Source organism: Deferrisoma camini S3R1 (assembly GCF_000526155.1).
GTDB classification, from domain to species: domain Bacteria; phylum Desulfobacterota; class Deferrisomatia; order Deferrisomatales; family Deferrisomataceae; genus Deferrisoma; species Deferrisoma camini.
In genome coordinates, this window is the sequence record NZ_JAFN01000001.1 from 2,646,444 (window position 1) to 2,665,972 (window position 19,529).

At 68.8% G+C, this 19,529-nt stretch carries 23 protein-coding genes; 14 read left to right on the forward strand and 9 right to left on the reverse strand.

What is annotated here, in order from left to right; genetic code table 11:
* The first annotated feature begins 2 nt into the window (after positions 1 to 2).
* The 5 genes from DEFCA_RS0111620 (at position 3) to katG (ending at position 9,539) form a co-directional block, all read left to right on the forward strand.
* The gene (locus DEFCA_RS0111620) at positions 3 to 1,364 is read left to right on the forward strand and encodes a sigma-54-dependent transcriptional regulator (RefSeq protein WP_025323191.1); all 1,362 of its coding nucleotides are present in this window, start codon (positions 3 to 5) and stop codon (positions 1,362 to 1,364) included.
* Positions 1,365 to 1,697: 333 nt separating this feature from the next.
* Positions 1,698 to 2,441 (forward strand): 4Fe-4S dicluster domain-containing protein, encoded by a 744-nt coding sequence (locus tag DEFCA_RS0111625; protein WP_025323192.1) that lies wholly within the window; start codon positions 1,698 to 1,700, stop codon positions 2,439 to 2,441.
* Positions 2,442 to 2,474: 33 nt separating this feature from the next.
* Complete coding sequence (locus tag DEFCA_RS0111630) at positions 2,475 to 5,660, forward strand: molybdopterin-dependent oxidoreductase (RefSeq protein ID WP_029733977.1); 3,186 nt, start codon at positions 2,475 to 2,477, stop codon at positions 5,658 to 5,660.
* 352 nt (positions 5,661 to 6,012) lie between these two features.
* On the forward strand, positions 6,013 to 7,119 hold the full coding sequence (mobB, locus tag DEFCA_RS24215; RefSeq protein ID WP_025323194.1) for a molybdopterin-guanine dinucleotide biosynthesis protein B: 1,107 nt from the start codon (positions 6,013 to 6,015) through the stop codon (positions 7,117 to 7,119).
* Between the two features lie 215 nt (positions 7,120 to 7,334).
* Positions 7,335 to 9,539 carry a catalase/peroxidase HPI gene (gene katG, locus DEFCA_RS0111640; RefSeq protein WP_025323195.1) on the forward strand — a complete coding sequence of 735 codons (2,205 nt, stop codon included), beginning with the start codon at positions 7,335 to 7,337 and terminating at the stop codon, positions 9,537 to 9,539.
* Between the two features lie 68 nt (positions 9,540 to 9,607).
* On the opposite strand, the gene merA is transcribed toward katG, so the two are convergent.
* The 7 genes from merA to DEFCA_RS0111675 are packed head-to-tail and all read right to left on the reverse strand — an operon-like array spanning position 9,608 to position 13,235.
* Positions 9,608 to 11,014 carry a mercury(II) reductase gene (gene merA / locus DEFCA_RS0111645; protein ID WP_025323196.1) on the reverse strand — a complete coding sequence of 469 codons (1,407 nt, stop codon included), beginning with the start codon at positions 11,012 to 11,014 and terminating at the stop codon, positions 9,608 to 9,610.
* 17 nt (positions 11,015 to 11,031) lie between these two features.
* A complete protein-coding gene (locus DEFCA_RS0111650; RefSeq protein ID WP_025323197.1) occupies positions 11,032 to 11,328 on the reverse strand; it encodes a 4Fe-4S dicluster-binding protein in 297 nt (98 codons plus the stop codon).
* Positions 11,325 to 11,648 carry a metal-binding (seleno)protein gene (locus tag DEFCA_RS0111655; RefSeq protein ID WP_025323198.1) on the reverse strand — a complete coding sequence of 108 codons (324 nt, stop codon included), beginning with the start codon at positions 11,646 to 11,648 and terminating at the stop codon, positions 11,325 to 11,327. Before DEFCA_RS0111655 ends, DEFCA_RS0111650 begins: the two co-directional genes overlap by 4 nt.
* Positions 11,649 to 11,669: 21 nt before the next feature.
* A complete protein-coding gene (locus tag DEFCA_RS0111660; protein ID WP_051463243.1) occupies positions 11,670 to 12,056 on the reverse strand; it encodes a mercuric transporter MerT family protein in 387 nt (128 codons plus the stop codon).
* Between the two features lie 59 nt (positions 12,057 to 12,115).
* Positions 12,116 to 12,385, reverse strand: a complete 270-nt coding sequence (locus DEFCA_RS0111665; RefSeq protein WP_025323200.1) for a thioredoxin family protein — start codon at positions 12,383 to 12,385, stop codon at positions 12,116 to 12,118.
* Complete coding sequence (locus DEFCA_RS0111670) at positions 12,382 to 12,834, reverse strand: MerC family mercury resistance protein (protein ID WP_025323201.1); 453 nt, start codon at positions 12,832 to 12,834, stop codon at positions 12,382 to 12,384. The genes DEFCA_RS0111665 and DEFCA_RS0111670 overlap by 4 nt, the downstream gene beginning before the upstream one ends.
* Positions 12,831 to 13,235: a MerR family transcriptional regulator gene (locus DEFCA_RS0111675; RefSeq protein WP_025323202.1), complete on the reverse strand. Its 405-nt coding sequence runs from the start codon at positions 13,233 to 13,235 to the stop codon at positions 12,831 to 12,833. The genes DEFCA_RS0111670 and DEFCA_RS0111675 overlap by 4 nt, the downstream gene beginning before the upstream one ends.
* Positions 13,236 to 13,512: 277 nt before the next feature.
* On the opposite strand from DEFCA_RS0111675, the gene DEFCA_RS0111680 reads away from it, so the two are divergent.
* The 7 genes from DEFCA_RS0111680 (at position 13,513) to DEFCA_RS0111710 (ending at position 17,990) form a co-directional block, all read left to right on the forward strand.
* Positions 13,513 to 14,760 (forward strand): hypothetical protein, encoded by a 1,248-nt coding sequence (locus tag DEFCA_RS0111680; protein WP_025323203.1) that lies wholly within the window; start codon positions 13,513 to 13,515, stop codon positions 14,758 to 14,760.
* A 191-nt stretch (positions 14,761 to 14,951) separates the two neighbouring features.
* Positions 14,952 to 15,557, forward strand: coding sequence for an FMN-binding protein (locus DEFCA_RS0111685; protein ID WP_169709561.1), 606 nt, complete (start codon positions 14,952 to 14,954; stop codon positions 15,555 to 15,557).
* On the forward strand, positions 15,554 to 16,108 hold the full coding sequence (locus DEFCA_RS0111690) for a hypothetical protein (protein WP_025323205.1): 555 nt from the start codon (positions 15,554 to 15,556) through the stop codon (positions 16,106 to 16,108). The genes DEFCA_RS0111685 and DEFCA_RS0111690 overlap by 4 nt, the downstream gene beginning before the upstream one ends.
* A gap of 60 nt (positions 16,109 to 16,168) precedes the next feature.
* Positions 16,169 to 16,558: a NifB/NifX family molybdenum-iron cluster-binding protein gene (locus tag DEFCA_RS23420; RefSeq protein ID WP_025323206.1), complete on the forward strand. Its 390-nt coding sequence runs from the start codon at positions 16,169 to 16,171 to the stop codon at positions 16,556 to 16,558.
* Positions 16,555 to 16,905, forward strand: a complete 351-nt coding sequence (locus tag DEFCA_RS23425; RefSeq protein ID WP_025323207.1) for a DUF134 domain-containing protein — start codon at positions 16,555 to 16,557, stop codon at positions 16,903 to 16,905. The genes DEFCA_RS23420 and DEFCA_RS23425 overlap by 4 nt, the downstream gene beginning before the upstream one ends.
* Positions 16,906 to 16,968: 63 nt before the next feature.
* Positions 16,969 to 17,199, forward strand: coding sequence for an SHOCT domain-containing protein (locus DEFCA_RS0111705; protein WP_245693471.1), 231 nt, complete (start codon positions 16,969 to 16,971; stop codon positions 17,197 to 17,199).
* Positions 17,196 to 17,990, forward strand: coding sequence for a sterol desaturase family protein (locus DEFCA_RS0111710; RefSeq protein WP_025323209.1), 795 nt, complete (start codon positions 17,196 to 17,198; stop codon positions 17,988 to 17,990). Before DEFCA_RS0111705 ends, DEFCA_RS0111710 begins: the two co-directional genes overlap by 4 nt.
* A gap of 82 nt (positions 17,991 to 18,072) precedes the next feature.
* Here the strand turns inward: DEFCA_RS0111710 and DEFCA_RS0111715 are convergent, their stop codons facing one another.
* The gene (locus DEFCA_RS0111715) at positions 18,073 to 18,486 is read right to left on the reverse strand and encodes a type II toxin-antitoxin system VapC family toxin (protein WP_025323210.1); all 414 of its coding nucleotides are present in this window, start codon (positions 18,484 to 18,486) and stop codon (positions 18,073 to 18,075) included.
* Positions 18,483 to 18,725 carry a FitA-like ribbon-helix-helix domain-containing protein gene (locus DEFCA_RS0111720; protein WP_025323211.1) on the reverse strand — a complete coding sequence of 81 codons (243 nt, stop codon included), beginning with the start codon at positions 18,723 to 18,725 and terminating at the stop codon, positions 18,483 to 18,485. The genes DEFCA_RS0111715 and DEFCA_RS0111720 overlap by 4 nt, the downstream gene beginning before the upstream one ends.
* A gap of 290 nt (positions 18,726 to 19,015) precedes the next feature.
* On the opposite strand from DEFCA_RS0111720, the gene DEFCA_RS0111730 reads away from it, so the two are divergent.
* Positions 19,016 to 19,264, forward strand: coding sequence for a type II toxin-antitoxin system Phd/YefM family antitoxin (locus tag DEFCA_RS0111730; protein WP_025323212.1), 249 nt, complete (start codon positions 19,016 to 19,018; stop codon positions 19,262 to 19,264).
* The gene (locus DEFCA_RS24220; RefSeq protein WP_281173767.1) at positions 19,261 to 19,395 is read left to right on the forward strand and encodes a PIN domain-containing protein; all 135 of its coding nucleotides are present in this window, start codon (positions 19,261 to 19,263) and stop codon (positions 19,393 to 19,395) included. Before DEFCA_RS0111730 ends, DEFCA_RS24220 begins: the two co-directional genes overlap by 4 nt.
* The last annotated feature ends 134 nt before the right edge of the window (positions 19,396 to 19,529 follow it).

Consider the following 19,529-nt stretch of genomic DNA (forward strand, 5'->3'; position numbering starts at 1 on the left):
CGGTGGAACCCCGAATCCTCCTGGTGGAGGACGACCCCCTGTACGCCGGGATGCTCTTCGAGGCACTGACCCAGGCGGGCTACAAGGTCGAGCACGCCGACACCGTGGCCTCGGCCGTGGCCTGCCTGGAGCTGGAGTCGTTCGCTGTGGCGATCCTGGACGTGCGGCTGCCCGACGGCGACGGGCTCGACCTCCTCCGAACCCTGCTCGAGCTCCAGCCCGGGTGCTCGGCCCTGGTGATGACCGGCCACGCTTCGGTGGAGTCGGCCGTGGATGCCATGAAGATCGGGGCGGCAGACTACCTGCCCAAACCGTTCCCCACCGAGGTCATCCTCCTGAAGCTGAAACGCCTGCTCCGGGCCCGGCGGCTGGAAGAGGAGCTCGAGGGCCTCCGAGCGCGGGCGTCCGACACGCGGTTCGTGGGCCAGAGCCCCAGGGTGCGCCGCCTGCTGAGCACCGTTCGATCGGTGGCGCCCAAGAACGCCAACGTGCTGATCCAGGGGGAGAGCGGCACCGGCAAGGAGCTCATCGCCGAGATGCTCCACCGCCTGAGCCCCCGGGCGGAGGGACCGTTCGTGCGGGTCAACTGCGGGGCCATCCCCGAAAGCCTCCTGGAGTCGGAGCTGTTCGGCCACGAGCGGGGCGCCTTCACCGGCGCCGACCGCCGGCGCAGGGGCATGCTCGAGCAGGCCCACGGCGGCACGTTGTTCCTGGACGAGGTGGGCGAGATCCCGCCGGCCATGCAGGTAAAGCTCTTAAGGGCCCTCCAGGAGCGCCGGATCCGACGGATCGGGGGGGAGAGCGAGATCGAGGTGGACTTCCGCCTCGTGGCCGCCACCAATCGAGACGTGGAGGATCTGGTCCGGGGGGGCGAGATGCGCGAGGACTTCTACTTTCGGATCGCCGTGATTCCCCTGGAAGTGCCCCCCCTGCGGGACCGGCCGGGGGACATCCCCCTCCTGGCCCAGCACTTCGTCGCGAGGCTCAGCCGCATTCATGGGACCGAGCCCGTGCGTCTGAGCCCCGAAGCGCTGGATCTCCTGGCCGAGTACCCGTGGCCCGGCAACGTACGGGAGCTGGAGAACGTGATCGAGCGGCTGCAGGTGCTCACCCCCGGCGACACGATCACCCCCCGCCATCTTCCCCCCGAGGTGCGCCGGGTGCGGCCCGCAACGGGCACGGTGTACGAAGTGGTGTCCACCCGGCTCACCCTGCGGGAGGCGGTGCATCGGTTCGAGCGCCGCTTCATCGAGCAGGTGCTGGCCGAGGAGGGAGGCAACCGCACCGCGGCCGCGGCCCGGCTCGGGATCTCCCGCAAGAATCTCTGGGAGAAGCTGGGGGGTGGGAGCGTTACCGGTAGGTAACGCCTGGGGGCCTCGTTTCTCCTCTGCCGACAGGGCTCTCGTTCCCCTCCGCAACTGTTACCTCCCGGTAACGCCCCACCCCGGACATGGCCGCGTCCGGCGCTCCGCCAGCCCCCCCGCCCCCGGGCCTTGGCGCGGCTCGAGAGCCGCTCGGCCGCCCAGTCGCCCAGCGGGCCGAGGCCCCAGACCGAAGACCGTTGACCGACGACCGAAGTCACATTGGTCGGCATTGCCCTTGCAGAGCAATCCGGCCGGAGTAGGGTTCCATCGGCCGCTCGATCGGGGACGGCCTTTCCTCACTTGCGCCCGGCGGAGAGCCGGCAGGAGGTGGTCATGGCGGACATGGCGTTGCTCGAACAGATGCGGCAGGACGTCCTGCGGGCCCTGAAAAAGCCGCCGGAGGAGAGGCGGTGGGCCATGATCGTGGACATTCGAAAGTGCGTGGGGTGTCACGCGTGCACAGTGGCGTGCAAGTCGGAGAACAAGACCCCCCCCGACGTGGAGTACCGCATCGTGCGCGAAGCGGAGGACGGGGCGTACCCCAACGTGCAGCACTACTTCATGCCGGTGCTGTGCATGCAGTGCGAGAACCCGCCGTGCGTGAAGGCCTGCCGGGACGGCGCGATCTTCAAGCGGCCGGACGGCGTGGTGCAGGTGGACTACAGCCGGTGCAACGGGTGCTCGAAGCCCTCGGCCTGCCCCTACGGGGTGCTCCACAAGGACGACGGCCGGTACTACACGGAGGGCACCCCCCGGCTGGAGCCTTACGAGACGGCCCCCACCTTCGAGTACGGGGAGCGGCAGTCGAGGAAGAACGGGGCCGCTCCCATCGGACGGTGCCGGAAGTGCCACTACTGCCTCCACCGCCTGGAGGCCGGCATGCTTCCGGCGTGCGTGACCACCTGCATCGGCCAGGCGAACTACTTCGGCGACCTGTCGGACCCGGACAGCGTGGTGGCGAAGGTGGCAGGGGGGCAGCACATCTACCTGTTCGGCACCTCGTACAAGACCGGCCCGACCACCCGCTACGTGAGCTGGGGGCCGGGCGAGGACACCTGCGGCGCGTGCCACGACTGACCGCGTCCTCTTTCGACCGAAAAGGAGTGAACCATGGATCGGAAACAGATCGCGGAGAACGCCCAGGTGGTGGACGAGAAAGGCGTAAGCCGCCGGGGCTTCCTGAAGTGCGGTGCGTTCCTGGGTGGCTCGGCCATCCTGGCCTCGAAGCTGGGCTGGGCCGTGGACCTGGTGCGCCGGGCCGAGGCCGGCCAGCTCAAGCCCGGCGAGGAGCTGGAGCTGGCCCGGGCCGAAAACGTGCTCTACTCCGTGTGCCTGCAGTGCCACACGGCCTGTACGATCCAGGGCCGGATCCTGGACGGGGTGCTCGTGAAGATCGGCGGGAACCCGTACAGCCCCATGAACCTGCTGCCCCAGCTTCCCTACGCGACGAGCCCTTTCGACGCGGCCCGGGTCGAGGCGCGGCTGTGCCCCAAGGGCCAGGCCGGAATCCAGTCCCTTTATGATCCCTACCGCATCGTCAAGGTGCTCAAGCGGGCCGGGAAGCGCGGGGAGAACAAGTGGCGGGTCATCCCGTTCCACCAGGCCGTGGACGAGATCGTCAACGGCGGCTACCTGTTCTCCGACGTTCCCGGCGAGGAGCGCCGGTACGTGAAGGGGTTGAGGGAGACCTACGCCCTGCGCGACGCCAAGCTGGCCAAGGCCATGGCTGCCGACGCCAAGGCCGTGGCGAAGAAGAAGATGACCGTTGCGGAGTTCAAAAAGAGGTACGCCGACCACCTGGACCTCCTGATCGACCCGGATCACCCGGACCTGGGCCCGAAGAACAACCGGTTCGTGTTCATGGCCGGCCGGATCGAGCACGGCCGCAAGGAGTTCGCGAAGCGCTGGCTCAAGGACAGCTTCGGCAGTGTGAACTGGTACGAGCACACCACGATCTGCGAGCAGAGCCACCACATCGCCTACAACGAGATGACGAGGGCGTGGAAGAAGGGGAAATGGGGCAAGGGCAAGCACCACATGAAGCCCGACGCCTTGAACTCCCGGTACATCCTGTTCTTCGGCACGGGTGCGTTCGAGGCGAACTTTGGTCCCACGAACATGGCCGAGAAGATCACCGAGGGCATCGCCTCGGGCCGGCTCAAGATCGCGGTGGCCGACCCGCGGTTCTCCAAGACCGCGGCCAAGGCGTCGAAGTGGCTGCCCCTCAAACCCGGCACCGACGCGGCCCTGGCGTTCGGCATGATCCGCTGGATCCTCGACAGCAAGCGCTACGACGAGCGCTACCTGCGCTCCGCCAACAAGGCCGCCGCCCACGAGGCCGGCGAGACCACCTGGACCAACGCCACCTGGCTGGTGAAGATCGGAGAGGACGGCCCCGGGGCCCTGCTGCGGGCCGACGAGGCCGGCGTAGGCGACAAGGACGAGTTCGTGGTGGCGGTGGACGGCAAGCTGGCCGCCGTCGCCCCCAACAGCGGCAAGGACCCCGTGGTGGGCGACCTCTACCACGAGGGCGAGGTGAACGGCGTGAGGGTCAAGAGCGTGTTCCAGCTCCTGACCGAGCGGGCGAGCGCGCGCTCCGTGGCCGAGTGGGCCGAGGAGTGCGGGCTCCCGGCGTCGGACGTGGAGGCCGTGGCCAAGGAGTTCACCTCCTACGGCAAGCAGGCCGTGGCCGAGCTCTACCGCGGGCCCGTGCAGCACACCAACGGCTACTACAACGGCCAGGCCATCATCACCCTGAACCTGCTGGTGGGGAACCCCGACTGGAAGGGCGGGCTCCAGAAGGGCGGGGGCCACTGGCACGAGGACGGCAGCAAGAAGGACCAGCCGTTCAACCTGAAGAAGCTCTATGCTTCCAAGCTCAAGAGCTTCGGGGTCACCTTGACCCGGGAGAAGCACCGGTACGAGGAGTCCACCCTGTTCGAGGGCTATCCGGCCAAGCGCTGCTGGTACCCGTTCACGGGGAACGTGTACCAGGAGATCATCCCCTCGGCCGGCATGGGGTACCCCTACTCGATCGATGCTCTGTTCCTCCACAAGGGAACCCCTGCGTTCTCCGCACCGGCGGGCGACAAGAACATCCAGATCCTCCAGGACCTGGAGAGGGTGCCCCTGCTGTTCGCGTGCGACATCGTGATCGGCGAGACCTCCATGTACGCCGACTACCTGTTCCCCGACACAGCGATCTGGGAGCGCTGGGGAACCCCCCACATCACGCCCGACGTGGTGACCGCGGTGAGCAAGGTGCGCCAGCCCCTGGTGAACCCGCTGACCGAAGAGGTTTACGTGTACGGGGAGCGCCAGCACGTGGGCATGGAAGCCATCATGCTGGCGATCGCCGAGCGGCTGGATCTGCCGAACTTCGGCGAGGACGCTTTCGGCCCCGGCCAGCCCCTGAAGCGCGTGGACGACTGGTTCGTCCGGATGGTGGCCAACCTGGCCAAGGGCGACAAGCCCGGCACCGAGGTGCCGGATGCCTCGGCCGAGGAGATCGAGCTCTTCTACAAGGCCCGCCGGCATCTTCCGGCCCACGTGTTCGACCCGGACCGGTGGAAGGCGATCGTCGGAGAGAAGCTGTGGCCCAAGGTGGTGTACGTGCTGAACCGGGGCGGCCGGTTCGAGGACTTCGAGCGTGCCTACAAGGGCGACAAGGTGCGCCACCAGTACAAGGGCCAGTTCAACCTGTACGCCGAACACGTCGCGCTCGCCAAGCACCCGGGAACCGGCAAGCGGTTCTCGGGGCTTCCGGTGTACGAGCCGGTCAAGGACTTCCACGGCCGCCCCGTGGACGACCCCGGCTATCCGCTGCACCTCATCACCTACAAGGAGATCGTCGGCGGTCAGTCCCGCACGCCGGGCAACTACTGGAGCCAGGGGCTGATGCTGCCCGAGAACTACATCCTCATGAACTCCCGGGACGCCGAGGCCTTGGGGCTCAAGAACGGGGATCGCGCCCGGATCGTGTCGGTCTCCAACTCCGACGGTGTCTGGAACCTGCGAAACGGCCAAAAGGTGCCGATCGCGGGCAAGGTCAAGGTGGCCGAGGGCATCCGGCCGGGCGTGGTGGCGGTGAGCTGGCACTCGGGCCACTGGGCGTACGGGGCTTCGGACCAGATGGTGGACGGGCAGACGGTTCGGGGCGACCGCCGCCGGGCCAAGGGCCTGTGCCCCAACGCGGCCATGCGGGTCGACCCGGTCCTGGGCGACATGTGCCTCACCGACCCGATCGGCGGCTCCTCGTCGTTCTACGACACCAAGGTCAAAGTGATCCCAGCATGAGGCCCTCGGTCTATCCTAGCGAGGGGGCGGGGATCTCCCGCCCCCTCGCCTTTGCCGGAGGGACACGGGGATGCGAGTAGGGAGAAAAAGGGGGCTCTGGTTTGCGCTGGTGGCCCTGCTTCTGTCGGCCCCAACGGGCTGGGCGGGCCAGGGAGACACCTCCACCCACAGGAAAGGGGCACCCGCCTTGGAGGAGCCTTCTCCGCCGAGGGACGTAGGGGGACCCGAGGGCAACGAGAACCACCAGCTGCGCGGGCGGCCGAAAGCGGTTTCACCGCCGTCGGCCCCTGCTGACCCAGGGCCGGAGGACGACGGGGAAGAGGAAGAGGACTTCGGATGCTGAGAATGACCCATGCGTGACATCCGTACGGCGCTGGTGATGGTGGATGCAGGAGACGAGCGCTGGAGCTGGGAGCTCCAGGGGGAGCCGCTGGTACACCGGGTGCACCGCATCCTGGAAGCGTTCTTCGACGAGGTGCTCCTGGTGACCCCCGAGCCGGGGCCGTTCCAGGCCATGGGGTACAAGACCCTGGCCGACGAACGCCCCGACGCCGGGCTTCTGGGTGCCATCGCAACCGGCCTCAAGCACATCCCCAGCCACTACGCGGCCGTGGTCGGTGCGGACATGCCGTTTCTGCACCCGAGGGTGCTCCGACACCTCTACACCCTGAGGAGTGGCTGGGACGTGGTGGTGCCCCGAGGCCCCCGGGGGTTCGAGCCCCTGTGCGCCGTGTACTCCAAGGCCTGCGTCGCGCCCATGGAGGAGCGGATCGCACGGGGGAACCTGAAGGTCCTGGACTTCATCAGCGACGTTCGGACCCGCATCGTCAACGGCGAGGACCTCCTGGCCCTGGACCCGCAGGGGCTCACGTTCCGCAACGTGAGCAGCCGCACGGATCTGGACGAGTGCCGGCTGTACCTGGCGCGGCTGCGCGGGTACGGGCCACCCGCCGTGTCGTTCGTGGCCAAGTCGGGCACGGGGAAGACGACGCTGCTCGAAAAGGTGATCGCGGAGCTCACCCGGCGGGGTTACCGGGTGGGCACCATCAAGCACGACGCCCACCGGTTCGAGATCGACCACGAGGGAAAGGACTCGTGGCGGCTCACACGGGCCGGGGCGAGCCCCATGGTGATCTCGTCGGCGGAGAAGCTGGCCATGGTCCACCCCAACGCCCGGGGTGAGATGACCCTCGAGGAGATCATCTACCGGTTCATGACCGAGGCGGACATCGTGCTCACCGAGGGCTACAAGACCGGGGGCCTGCCGAAGATCGAGGTCCACCGCTCGGCCCGGAGCCCGGAGCTCCTGTGCGCCGCCCCCGACGGAACGCTGCGGGACCACCGGCTGATCGCCGTGGTGAGCGACCACCCCTGGAACCTGCCGGTGCCGGTCCTGCCTCTCGACCACCCCGGACCGGTGTGCGACTTCCTGGAGGAGCGCTACCTGGCCGGGGCGTGACCGTCGCCGGCACAAGCCTGGCCTGCCCCGTCTTTCCCCTCTCCCTCCAGACACCTCCCTCTTTCGCGTGGCCCGTGGGAGTCTGGGGCGATGCCTCTCCCCTTGCGGGCGCGATCGCGCCGGGTACTTTTGGAGAGCCATCCTCCACACTCCCATCCTTCCCATCAGCGGGCCGTCCGGCGGGGATCCTCCGGCGCACCCGAAGGAGAAGCGTCATGAACCCAGACAGCAAGTGCCCGGTGACCGGGGCACGTCGCAAGCCCACCACCCTCGGCGGCCAGTCCGTTCGGGACTGGTGGCCGGACCAGCTGAATCTCAAGATCCTTCACCAGAACTGTCCCAGGAGCCACCCCCTTGGGGAGGACTTCAGCTACGCCGAGGCGTTCGCCCAGCTGGACTTGGAGGCCGTGAAGAAGGACCTCCACGCCCTGATGACCGACTCCCAGGACTGGTGGCCCGCGGACTACGGCCACTACGGTCCACTCTTCATCCGTCTGGCCTGGCACAGCGCCGGCACGTACCGGATCAGCGACGGCCGGGGGGGCGGTTCCACGGGTAACCAGCGGCTCGCGCCGGTCAACAGCTGGCCCGACAACGTGAACCTGGACAAGGCGCGCCGGCTGCTGTGGCCGATCAAGAAGAAGTACGGCAACAGGATCTCCTGGGCCGACCTGATGATCCTGGCGGGAAACGTCGCCCTGGAGTCGATGGGGTTCAAGACCTTTGGGTTCGGCGGCGGGCGGGTGGACATCTGGGAGCCCGAGGAGGACGTGTACTGGGGGCCCGAAGAGGAGTGGCTCGGCGACGAGCGCCACGCCGGGGAGCGGGAGCTCGAAAGGCCCCTGGCCGCCACCCAGATGGGCCTGATCTACGTGAACCCCGAAGGGCCCAACGGCGAGCCGAACGCCCTCGCGGCGGCCCGGGACATCCGGAAGGCCTTCGCCCGCATGGGGATGAACGACGAGGAGACGGTGGCGCTGATCGTCGGAGGCCACACCTTCGGCAAGTGCCACGGCGCGGCCGACCCCGAGCGCTACCTCGGCCCGGAGCCGGAGGCCGCCCCCCTCGAGGAGCAGGGGCTGGGGTGGAAGAACCGCTTCGGCACGGGCAAGGGCGCCGACACCATCACCAGCGGCCTGGAGGGGGCCTGGACCCCCACGCCCACCCGGTGGGACAACACCTTCCTACACACCCTGTTCCGGTACGACTGGAACCTGGAGAAGAGCCCGGCCGGCGCCTACCAGTGGGTCCCCACCGACCCGGCCGCGGCGGACGCCGTGCCGGACGCCCACGATCCGTCCAAGCGCCACGCGCCCATCATGCTGACCACCGACCTGGCGCTCCGGATGGACCCGGTCTACGGCCCGATCGCCCGCCGGTTCCTGGAGCACCCCGAGGAGCTGGCCGACGCCTTTGCCCGGGCCTGGTTCAAACTCACCCACCGGGACCTGGGACCTCGCTCCCGGTATCTGGGCCCGGAGGTGCCGGAGGAGGAGCTCATCTGGCAGGACCCGGTTCCCCCGGTGGACCACGCGCTGGTGGATCCCCAGGACGTGGCCGGGCTCAAGGCTAGGATCCTCGCATCGGGGCTGTCCGTTTCAGACCTGGTGTACACCGCGTGGTCCTCGGCCGCGACCTTCCGAGGGTCGGACAAGCGCGGGGGTGCGAACGGGGCGCGGATCCGCCTTGCGCCCCAGAAGGACTGGGAGGTCAACCAGCCGTCCCGGCTGGCGAGGGTGTTGGAGGCCCTGGAGACGATCCGGGGGGAGTTCAACGCCTCCGCAACCGGCGGCAAGAAGATCTCGCTGGCCGACCTGATCGTGCTGGGCGGGTGCGCCGCGGTCGAGCAGGCGGCCCGGAACGCGGGATACGACATCGAGGTCCCCTTCGCTCCGGGGCGCACGGACGCCTCCCAGGAGCAGACCGACGTGCAGGCCTTCTCGGTGCTCGAGCCCGTGGCGGACGGGTTCCGCAACTACGTCAAGGCCGGCTGCCGGGAGCGGCCGGAGGAGCTGCTCCTGGACCGGGCCCAGCTGCTGACGCTGACCGCACCCGAGATGGCCGTTCTCGTGGGGGGGATGCGCGTGCTGAACGCCAATTTCGACCGCTCCGCCCACGGGGTGTTCACCCGCCGGCCCGAGGCCCTCACGAACGACTTCTTCGTGAACCTGCTGGACATGGGCATCGAGTGGGTTCCCACCTCCGAGGAGCGAGCCCTGTTCGAGGGCCGTGACCGGACGACCGGAGAGGTCGTGTGGACCGGCACCCGGGTGGACCTCGTGCTCGGCTCCAACTCCCAGCTTCGCGCGATCGCCGAGTTCTACGCCCAGGACGACAGCCGGGAGAGGTTCGTTCACGACTTCGTTGCCGCCTGGACCAAGGTGATGAACCTGGACCGGTTCGACCTCATGTGGTGGTGAGGCCTCCCCCGGCCCTCCTTCCCCCTGGGGAGGGCCGGGAGGCCAGCTGCTCCGTTTGCCCGCCGGGTCTACTCCACGCAGCAGCTCATGCGGGTGATGTCGCGGCGGAACGCCTGGGCCGCGATCTTGATCGCCTCCGAGTACGTGGGGAATACGTGCACGGTGTCGATCAGGTCGTCCACGGTGAGCCCGAACCGAACGGCCAGGGTGGCCTCGTGCACGATCTCGGAGGCGTGGGGGCCCAGGATGTGCACCCCCACGACCCGGCCGGTCTCGTGGTGGGCGATCATCTTCACCAAGCCCCGGGCGTCGTTCACGGCCAGGGCCCGGGGCACCCGGTCCAGGGGCACGGTGCGGCAGGTGCAGGTGCCGTGGCGGGCCAGGTACTCGGCCTCGGTGAGCCCCACGCCGGCCGCCTCGGGGTCGGTGAACACGGCATAGGGCACGGTTCCCGGATCGATCGTTTTGTTCCCGCCCCCGAAGGCGTTCTCCACCGCGAGCTTCCCCTGCTTGGCCGCCACGGTCTCCAGGCACGGCGGGCCCGTCACGTCGCCGGCGGCCCACACGTGGGCGACGCTCGTGCGCAGGTGCTCGTCTACGTGCACGAACCCGCCTTGGGTCTCGACGCCCACGGCGTCGAGATTCAGGTCCTCGATGTTTCCGGTGACCCCCGTGGCCACCAGGATCTCGTCGGCCGTCAGATCCTCCTCGGTTCCGCCCTTTTCCAGGACGAGTCGTTTCCCGTCGCCCTGCCGCTCCACCCGGACGACCTTTGCGCCGGTGCGGAACCCGACCCCCTCGGCTTCCAGGGTTCCCTGGAGGGCCTCGGAGATCTCGGGCTCCGCGGGCGGGAGGATCCGGTCGGCCGCCTCCACCACGGTCACCTCGGCCCCGAACCGGGCGAACAGTTGGGCGAACTCGAGGCCCAGGGCGCCTCCGCCGAGCACGGCAAGCGATCGGGGCAGCCGGTCCAAGGCCAGCGCCTCGCGGTTGGTGAGGTACCCGACCTCGGCGAGCCCCGGGACCGGCGGCACCCGGGTGCGGCAGCCCGTGGCGATCAGGACCTGCCCCGCCCGGATCTCGCGGTCCCCGACCCGGAGGACGTGGTCCGAAACGAACGCGCCCCGGCCCTCGGCCCAGGTAACGTGCCGGAGCCCCTGGAGCACGTTCCGGTAGTTCGCCTCCCGGGCCCCGGCCACGAGGCGGTCCTTGTCGGCAATCGCCTGCCGGAAGTCGAAGGCCGGGCTTGAGGCGCCCACGCTTCCGAAGCGGGGATGGCGCGCCGCATGGAGGGCACCGGCCGCGGCGAGGAGGTGCTTCGTGGGCATGCACCCCACGTTGACGCAGGTGCCGCCCATGGGAAGCCCCTGGTTCACCAGCAGGGTGCGGATGCCGCGGCGGTCGGCCTCGGTGGCCGCGGCAAACCCCGCGGCACCGCCGCCCAAAATGACGAGGTCGTAGGAGTCATTGGGCATGGTGTGCCCTCCTCGTGTCACCCGATCTCCACCGGCCGGCAGGTCATGGCGCCGCCGTCCACGGGGCAGACCTTGTGGCAGTGGCAGTCACCCATGCAGTTGCCGGGGTTCACGACCCGGGCTTTCTTCTCCCCCTCCACCTCGACCAGCTCGTAGCACCCGCCCAGGCACACCGCGACGCATTTGCCGCAGCCGACGCACTTGGCCGGGTCCACCTCCTGCACGTACATGGGGATCCAGGGCGAGCCGTCCTGGCGGCGGAAGGTGAGGTACGTCTTTTCGGAGCAGACCCCCCCGGAGCAGCAGTCGCTCACGGCTTCCCCCCCTCTCCCTCGGACACGGGCGCGGCCCGGAACCCCGTGGAGTTCACGGCCTCGATCAGGGCTTTCTCGCTGGTCCGGGCGGGATCGTAGGTGACCACGGCCCGTTTCCCCTTGAAGCTCACCTCCGCCTCCTCAACGCCATCGACCCTCTTCAGGGCCGCCTTCACCGAAAACGTGCACGAGGGGCAGGTCATGCCCTCCACCCGGAGCACGGCGGTGCGGCTCTCGGCGCAACCGGCGGGCCGGGGCGATGCCGCCAACGCACCGAGAACGAGCAGGAGAATGAACAAAGCCGGTCCGATCTTTCTCATCCCTTCACCTCTTGCTGCGCGTCAGCCCATCAACAGGGGCAGGAACCGGGGGAACAGGAACAGACCCGCGGCCAGGATCGTGGCGGTCCAGAGGATCACCCGCTGCACCCGAAGCGACGCAGGCGTGCAGCAGGCCTCGCCCCTCCGGGGTCGCCAGTACGCCCGGTAGAACCCGTAACCCAGAAACACCACCATCAGCCCGCCGAACCACGGCCGGTAGGGCTCGAACCGGGCCAGGGCGCCGGCCCCGCTCACGCCCAGGAACACGGCCAGAAGCGGCCCGATGCAGCAGGCCGAGGCCAAAAGCCCGCTCACCACCGCGCCCACAGCCCCCCAGGCCGTCCCCCGGGCCGACCGCGGGCGGGGCTCCACTGGCAGGGCGCAAGCCTTGTCTTCCTGACGACTCATGAGCATCCTCCTCGGGTCGGGGAGGGCCCGGCACGCCGGGCCCTCCCCCCCCACCTACATCAGGAACACGGCGTGCCAACTCCGGCGGCCTTGAGGGCGGCCTCGTCGATGCCCCGGCCGGCGCAGCAGCCCGCGAGCTTCCCGTCCACGGCCACGGCCGGCACCGAGCTCACACCCAGGGCCTTGGCCCGGGCGGCCACGGCCGGGTCGTTCATGTCGAGCACCGTGACCTCGCAGTCCGGGCAGGCGAGCGCCCTCACCCGCTCCACCGCCTCCTGGCACACGGTACACCCCGCGCTGAACACCTCTACTTTGCGCTTCGCACTCATGGCTTCACCTCCATCGGGTTTCGGTTGCGTTCCGCTGGGTGTGCTCCCTGGCCGGCCGGAACGCACGCCGGACAGGGGCCCGGCCGTTTGGGCCAGGCGTTCCAGATCGAGGCCCCGACCAGAAGAACGATGCCTGCGTACATGATCCCGTCGCTCTGCAGGCCGAACTTGCCAGCAAGAAGGACTGCCGCCCCCACCGAGCCCAGGGCGAACGGCCCGTACCCCCTGCGGGTCCGGGCCCGAAACGCCAGGGCCCACAGGGCCACGGCCAGCCCCGCCAGGGTCAACGGCAGGAGGTAAGGGGTGTAGTTGAAGGCGCCCACGCCCAGGGCGCTCAGGAGCCCGGCGTAGGCCGGCCAGCAGGCCGGACACGTCACCTTGGGCAGGAGCGCCACGGCCACCGCAGCGGCCGTGGCCAGCACCCCTTTTCGGGCCGTCGGCGTGTTCATTCGTGCTCCTCCCCTTCCTCCATGGCCTCCAGGATCGGGCACTCGCTCGTGGGGCCTCGGCCCCGGCAAGCCGAGGCCAGGTCGGCCAGGGCCCGGCGCATGCGCCCGAGCGCCTCGATCTTGCGGTCGATGTCGGCCATCTTGGCCAGGGCCCGGGCGCGCACCTCGGCGCAGCTCTTCCCCGGGTCCATCCGCAGCTCCAGGAGCTCGGCGATCTCCTTGAGGGTGAACCCCAGCTCCTTGGCCCGGCGGATGAACCGGATGCGGGCCACGGTCTCGGGCGGGTAGGTCCGGCGGCCGAACATGGGCTTTTCCGGCTGCTCGATCAGGCCCCTGCGCTCGTAGAACCGCACGGTCTCCACGCCCACGCCGGCGGCCCGGGCCACCCCGCCGATGGTCAACCCTGTCCCTTCTGTTGCAGGGGGAGGGCTCTTCCGCGATCGCTCCATGGTCGGTTCTCCCGGCGGTCAGGAGTTCGGTTGGGTTCACCATAGCACCCGTACCTTGGTACGGAAGCAAGGGCCTAGGGCTCGGCTCGGTCACTTTTTCCGAAAAATGCCGGCCCAGCGCGGGGCAGGGGTTGACACGGCTCTATCGATATTGATACTCATTTGCATTATCGATTATCCAGATCCGGACCACCCCCCTTTCACCACCAAGAGCAAGGAGAGATCCATCATGAACCTTCGCGTGATCCACGCGGCAGCGGCCTCGGTGTGCCTGCTGGCGGCGCCCACCTGGGCGGCGGACAACGGTGAGCTGGAGCGCCGAATCCAGATCCTGTCGGAGGAGATCCAGAAGATCAAAAACGAGCTGGCCGTGTCGGAGGAGCCCGGGTACTCCAGCTCCTACGGCCTCGGGCCGGCGGCTTCCAAGATCTACAAGGTGTCCAAAGGATTGTCCGTGGGCGGGTACGGGGAGGGCTACTACAGCGCCCTCGTGTCGGACCGGAACGGCAGGGCCGACCGGGCGGACCTCCAGCGCTTCATCCTGTACGCCGGGTACAAGTTCACGGACCGCATCCTATTCAACAGCGAGATCGAGTTCGAGCACGCATCCACCGGGGAGGGCGGGGAGGTGGCCGTGGAGTTCGCCGCGTTGGACTTCCTGCTGAGCGACCGGGTGAACGTGCGGGTGGGAGAGGTCCTGATCCCCATGGGGCTCACGAACGAGCTGCACGAGCCCACCCTGTTTCACGGGGTGCAGCGCCCCCAGGTGGAACGGGACGTGATCCCCACAACCTGGCGGGAGATGGGCGTGGGGCTGTTCGGCGACCTGGCCGATGCGGTCTCGTACAAGCTCTACCTGGTGAACGGCCTCGATGCGGCCGGCTTTGGGAGCACGGGACTCCGAAGCGGCCGGCAGAGCGCGTCCAAAACTCGGGCGGACGACTGGGCCCTGGTGGCCCGCCTGGACTACGAGCCCGTGCTGGGCCTGACGGTGGGAGGAAGCGCCTACTGGGGCGACTCCGGGCAGGGCCGGGAGTTCGCCGGGGACGAGCTGGACGTGTTCACCCAGATCTACGAGCTTCACGGCCAGTACCGGCGCCGGGGGCTCGAGCTCAAGGCCCTGGTCTCGTGGGTCGACGTGGACGACGCACGGGGGCTCAGCCGGGCCGCCGGAAGCGAGGTGGCCGAGGACGTGCTTGGCTGGTACGCCGAGGCAGCCTACGACGTCCTGCCCCTCCTTGTGCCGGGCACCCCAGCCTACCTCGCGCCCTTCTTTCGGTACGAGCGGGTGGAGTTCGATCAGGCCCGGGCCCCCGGTGTGGAGACCGGCCCCTCCCAGGACTACGACGTGTCCGTGGTAGGGCTCACCTACAAGCCCATCCCCAACGTGGTCCTCAAGGCCGACTACCGCAACTTCGTGGCCGAGGGCGAGCCCCGGGCGGACGAGATCAACCTGGGCTTCGGGTTCATTTTCTGACCGAAGGAGTGCCGGGCGTCGGACCAAGGAGCCACGCCCGGCACCCCAACAGGCCCCATGCCCCCGAGACCGTGAGGTGGCGCCAAAGAGGCGGGTCCATACTTGGAACACTCTGGAATCAAGTAGGTTTTCATGCGTCCTAGCGTCCTAGCCTCCCAGCCTCCTAGCGGAAGTCACATGGAAGGACCGTCATGAGATGGTGTGCCCCATTCCTGCCCCAGCGGCAAAACAGACGCGCGTGGCACCTGGCGTGGAGAAGCGCCGGGTTCGTCGCCGGGTTGGCCGTGACCCTCGGCTTGTCCGTCCCCGGCGCGTGGGCCCGCACGTATCTCACCAAGGCCCAGGCCCTGAACCTGGCGTTTCCGGACGCGGACCGGGTCGAGGCCCGGAGCCTGTTCCTGACGGAGGAGCAGGTCAGCCGGGTGGAGGCACGATCGGGGGCGACCCTGGACGGCCGATTGTTCACCCTGTACGTGGGTAAGAGGCGGGGGGAGGCCGTGGGGTATGCCGTCATCGAGGCCGCCCCGGTGCGCACCCTTCCCCAGACCCTTCTCGTCGTGCTGGGGCCGGACGGGGCGGTCCGCCTCGTGCGGGTACTGGCGTTCTTCGAGCCGGAGGAGTACCGGCCTCCCAAGCGGTGGCTCGACCAGTTTCGAGGACGGCGGCTGTCGCCTGGGTTGAGACTCGGCGGCGAGATCCAGGGGCTCACCGGAGCCACCCTGTCGGCCCAGGCCGTGGCCCGCCAGGTTCGCAAGGCAGCGGCCCTGTGCGAGCTCCTCCTGGAGGAGCGGCCGTGACCGTGCTCACCAGGGGCCCCATGGGGCGCGGGCTGGGCAGGGCGGTCCTGGGGGGGTTCTACGCCTACTTTCTGGCCCACTGGCTCACCAGCCTCCTCATGTTCCGGCAGAAGCTCGGGTTCGGCTTCGAAGGGGTGGTCCGGTACTACCGGGGGGACCCCGAGCGGTTCCTGAACCCGCGGAGCTTCACCGGGCTGCTGGAGGTCACCCACTTCCACCTGTTCGCGTTCGGCATGTTCTTCGTGGTGTTCGGGCACCTCGCCGTGTTCTCCGGCCTGCCCCGGCGTCTGCAGGGTCTGCTGGTGGGGGCCCTGGGGCTCTTCCTCACCGGCGACCTGGCAGCGGGCTGGCTCGTCCGGTACGTGGCCCCCGGGTTCGCCTGGCTCAAGCTCGCGTGCTTCTGGGGGCTCCAGGCGGCATCCCTGGCGCTCGTGGGAGCGTTGCTGTGGCGCTGGTGCCGCCCGGGAGGACCGGGCCAGAGGGCGAGCGCGGCGGGCCGGCCTATTCCCCCTCGATCATACGATTTTTCAACCTCACGAATTCTCCGTTGACAACAGATAAATCGGCCCGCATAATGTGCATATACACAAAACCCTTTCCGGAGGTGCCCCATGAAGCTCTGCTTTCCCGTGGAACGTCCCGAAGGGCTCCAAAGCCGAGTGTACGGTCATTTCGGCTCGGCCCCGGCGTTCGTGATCGTGGACACCGAGACCTCCCAGGTGGACGCGGTGACGAACCGAGACCAGCACCACCAGCACGGCCGTTGCAGCCCCTTGAAGGCGCTGGACGGCCATGCGGTGGACGCCGTGGTGGTGGGCGGCATCGGCCGGGGAGCCCTGACCGGGCTCTCCCAAGCGGGCATCCGCGTTTTCGCGGCCCATCCGGGGACGGTGGCCGAGAACCTGTCCCTCTGGGAGGCGGGCCATCTGCCCGCCTGGGACCCCGACCAGGTCTGTGGCGGACACGGGCACGGCCACGGCTGCGCGCATCACGGCCCGTGAGCCCCCGGCCCAAGAAGCCCAGGCGGTGCGGCTGTGCGGCCCGCCTGGGCTTCGACCTCGTGTTCAAGCCGGCAGGGATCCCTTTGTCCGACCTCGCGCCGGTGGTCCTGGAGCTGGACGAGCTCGAGGCCCTCCGCCTGTGCGATGCAGAGGACCTGACTCAGGAGGAGGCAGGGCGACGCATGGGCGTTTCGAGGGGCACGGTGCAACGGCTCCTGGCCACGGCCCGCAAGAAGACGGCCCTGGCCCTGTCCGAGGGGCGGGCCCTGGTGGTTCGGGCGCGGGGCACCGGGACCCGGCCCCTTTCGGCCCCCGAGCGGTGTCATCGTCCTCCCTGCGGGAGTTGACGCCCCGCCAGATCGGAGTAGGGTTCCGATGGCGGAGGCGCAATCTCATCGGAGGGATGGGTTGTGGAGACACATGCAATGATGGACGGCGGCATGATGGGGTTCGGTTGGATGGTCATGATTCTCTTTTGGGGCGCGGTGGCGGTGGGGGTGGTGCTCGCGGTTCGCTGGTTCCTCGGGCAGAACCGACGGGCAGGAGGCGATACGCCCCTCGAGATCCTGAAGCGGCGCTATGCCGCAGGCGAGATCTCCCGCGAGGAGTACGAGCGGATGCGGCGGGAACTCGAAGCGTGACGCTGGAGCAGGCGGCCCTTGCGCGGGCCGGGTTCGTGTGGGGCGGGTTCGCACTGTTCCTGGGGCTCGAGCTTCTGGCCCCCTACCGGCCGAGTACCGTGCCCAAGGCGAGCCGGTGGCTCACCAACATCTCGCTCACCGTGTTGAACGGCGCGATTTTGAACCTCCTGTTCACCGGGGCGATCCTCGCCACCACGGCCTACGTGGCCCGGGAGCAGCAGGGCCTTTTGTACCTTTGGGGCCTGCCCGGGTGGGCTCGGATGGTGGTGGCCGTGGCCTTCCTCGACTTCATGCTCTACGTGTGGCACCTGCTCAACCACGAGATGCCGCTCCTGTGGCGGTTCCACCGGGTGCACCACTCCGACATCGACATGGACGTGTCCACGGCCACCCGGTTCCACCTGGGGGAGCTCACGATCTCGGCCGTGATCAAGCTGGGGCTGGTGTACTTCCTGGGGGTGCAGTTCGTGGAGCTGCTGGTGTTCGAGACCCTGCTGGTCCTCTCGGCCCAGTTCCAGCACAGCTCGGTGCGGGTGCCGTGGGCCCTGGAGCGGGTGTGGTGGCTCCTGTTCGTGCCGCCGTCCATGCACCGGATCCACCACTCGGTGATCATCCGAGAGCGGAACACCAACTACGGCACGATCTTCTCCCTGTGGGACCGGATCCTGGGAACGCTCCTGACCGACGTGGACCAGGCCCGCATCCGGATCGGCATGGGCGCCTACCGGGACCCGGCCCGCCTGCGGCTCGCCCACCTCCTGGCGCTCCCGTTCACCCGGCCGGTGCGGTGAGACGGATACCTCTGTTTCATCGCGACCGGCACAGCGGCCCCGGCGCCCCGGGACGCCCCGCGGTCCGTCCCGGCCGGGCGGGCTACTCCTGTATCTCGGCCACGGGCAGTCCCATCTGCCGCGCGAGGGACGCAAGCTTGCGATCGGCCGTGCAGACCGCGCAACCGAACCGACGGGCGAGAACGAGGTACAAGAGGTCGTACACCGGGTGGGATCGGTTCGAGGCCTCCCAGAGGGCCTCGCGGGCCAGGTCTTCCGTAGGCACCTCCCGGTCCACGAGGGCCGCGGCCGTCTCCCGGTGGGCGAGCGCCTCCTCGACCCGTATGTGCTGCCCACGGCAGTACTTCCAAAGCGCGTTGGCCACCTCCGCGTGGAATAGATCCGGCGCCAGCACAACGGCCGCCCTCTCGAGCACCTCTGCAATGCTTTCGGCGCCCCCTAGGCCGAGGACCAGACGCACCGCTGCCGAGGCGTCAAGCACCACCCTCCCCGTCATCGCTCACGGTCCTCCCGAACGAGGGTCTCCGGCGGAGGTAGCGTGCACGGTCGATCCGGGGAGAGGCGCGCCTTGATACGCCGGACCACCGCGAGCCGTCGCCTGCGGGCCTCCAGCTCGGGCATCTTCTCGAGCTCGGCAACGGCCTGCTGGGCCAGGCTGCGGTGCTCGGCCTTCGCCCGCAGGGCCAATGCCTCGTAAACCTCGGGGGGCAGGTTTCGGATCTGCAGTGTGGGCATGGGATGTCTCCTGGCGGCCCCCCGACGGCCTCGGAAGGAAAAGGGGCGGGCTGGGGATACGTCCAAAGCGATCCGGCTCCTACATACTAATGCATGAACACTGCATGCGCAATGCATATGAACAGGTCAGAGTGGGTGACGATGAACACGGTCTTGCCCCGGGCGTGCACGGCCCGGGCCAGATCCATGTGCCTCTCTCCTCGGATCGGCTGTCCAGGTTGCCGGTGGGCTGGACGGCGTGGTCGTGTGGACTAACCTGTGTTAGTCCGAATACGAGGAGGTGGTGACCCATGCGCACCGTGAACATCCACGAGGCGAAGACCCATCTTTCCCGGCTGGTCCGGGAAGCCGCACAGGGAAAACCCTTCGTCATCGCGCGGGCCGGCAAGCCCCTGGTCAAGGTCATCCCTTATCATGGAGAAAAGCCGACCACGCGGCGACTGGGCTTCATGAAGGGGGAGATCGAGGTCCCGGACGACTTCGACGAGATGGGCGCGGAGGCGATCGAGACGATGTTCGGGGGCGAAGACGAACGATGAGTGCGCTCCACAGGGACCCGTTCGATCGCATCCTGCTGGCCCAGGCCCAGGCGGAGGAGCTTTGTCTCCTGACGGCAGACCGGAAGCTGTTGCAGTACGGCGAGTCGGCGCTCGATTTATCCGGGTTTTGAGAAACCGGCGAGACAGGGAAATGGCCGGCCTCTGCGGTGACGTCTTGGACCGGGAGGCGAAGACGGCGGTTCGACCGCCCCCTGTCCGGCGCCCACGGCGCGCCCTACGCCTGGCGATGACCCCATAGGGCGGC

Coding starts and splice junctions, on each gene's coding strand:
- DEFCA_RS0111625 (WP_025323192.1), top strand. CDS start 1,698: ATGGCGGACATGGCGTTGCTCGAACAGATGCGGCAGGACGTCCTGCGG.
- DEFCA_RS0111630 (WP_029733977.1), top strand. CDS start 2,475: ATGGATCGGAAACAGATCGCGGAGAACGCCCAGGTGGTGGACGAGAAA.
- mobB (WP_025323194.1), top strand. CDS start 6,013: ATGCGTGACATCCGTACGGCGCTGGTGATGGTGGATGCAGGAGACGAG.
- katG (WP_025323195.1), top strand. CDS start 7,335: ATGAACCCAGACAGCAAGTGCCCGGTGACCGGGGCACGTCGCAAGCCC.
- merA (WP_025323196.1), bottom strand. CDS start 11,014: ATGCCCAATGACTCCTACGACCTCGTCATTTTGGGCGGCGGTGCCGCG.
- DEFCA_RS0111655 (WP_025323198.1), bottom strand. CDS start 11,648: ATGAGAAAGATCGGACCGGCTTTGTTCATTCTCCTGCTCGTTCTCGGT.
- DEFCA_RS0111660 (WP_051463243.1), bottom strand. CDS start 12,056: ATGAGTCGTCAGGAAGACAAGGCTTGCGCCCTGCCAGTGGAGCCCCGC.
- DEFCA_RS0111665 (WP_025323200.1), bottom strand. CDS start 12,385: ATGAGTGCGAAGCGCAAAGTAGAGGTGTTCAGCGCGGGGTGTACCGTG.
- DEFCA_RS0111670 (WP_025323201.1), bottom strand. CDS start 12,834: ATGAACACGCCGACGGCCCGAAAAGGGGTGCTGGCCACGGCCGCTGCG.
- DEFCA_RS0111680 (WP_025323203.1), top strand. CDS start 13,513: ATGAACCTTCGCGTGATCCACGCGGCAGCGGCCTCGGTGTGCCTGCTG.
- DEFCA_RS0111685 (WP_169709561.1), top strand. CDS start 14,952: ATGAGATGGTGTGCCCCATTCCTGCCCCAGCGGCAAAACAGACGCGCG.
- DEFCA_RS23420 (WP_025323206.1), top strand. CDS start 16,169: ATGAAGCTCTGCTTTCCCGTGGAACGTCCCGAAGGGCTCCAAAGCCGA.
- DEFCA_RS0111715 (WP_025323210.1), bottom strand. CDS start 18,486: ATGACGGGGAGGGTGGTGCTTGACGCCTCGGCAGCGGTGCGTCTGGTC.
- DEFCA_RS0111720 (WP_025323211.1), bottom strand. CDS start 18,725: ATGCCCACACTGCAGATCCGAAACCTGCCCCCCGAGGTTTACGAGGCA.
- DEFCA_RS0111730 (WP_025323212.1), top strand. CDS start 19,016: ATGCGCACCGTGAACATCCACGAGGCGAAGACCCATCTTTCCCGGCTG.
- DEFCA_RS24220 (WP_281173767.1), top strand. CDS start 19,261: ATGAGTGCGCTCCACAGGGACCCGTTCGATCGCATCCTGCTGGCCCAG.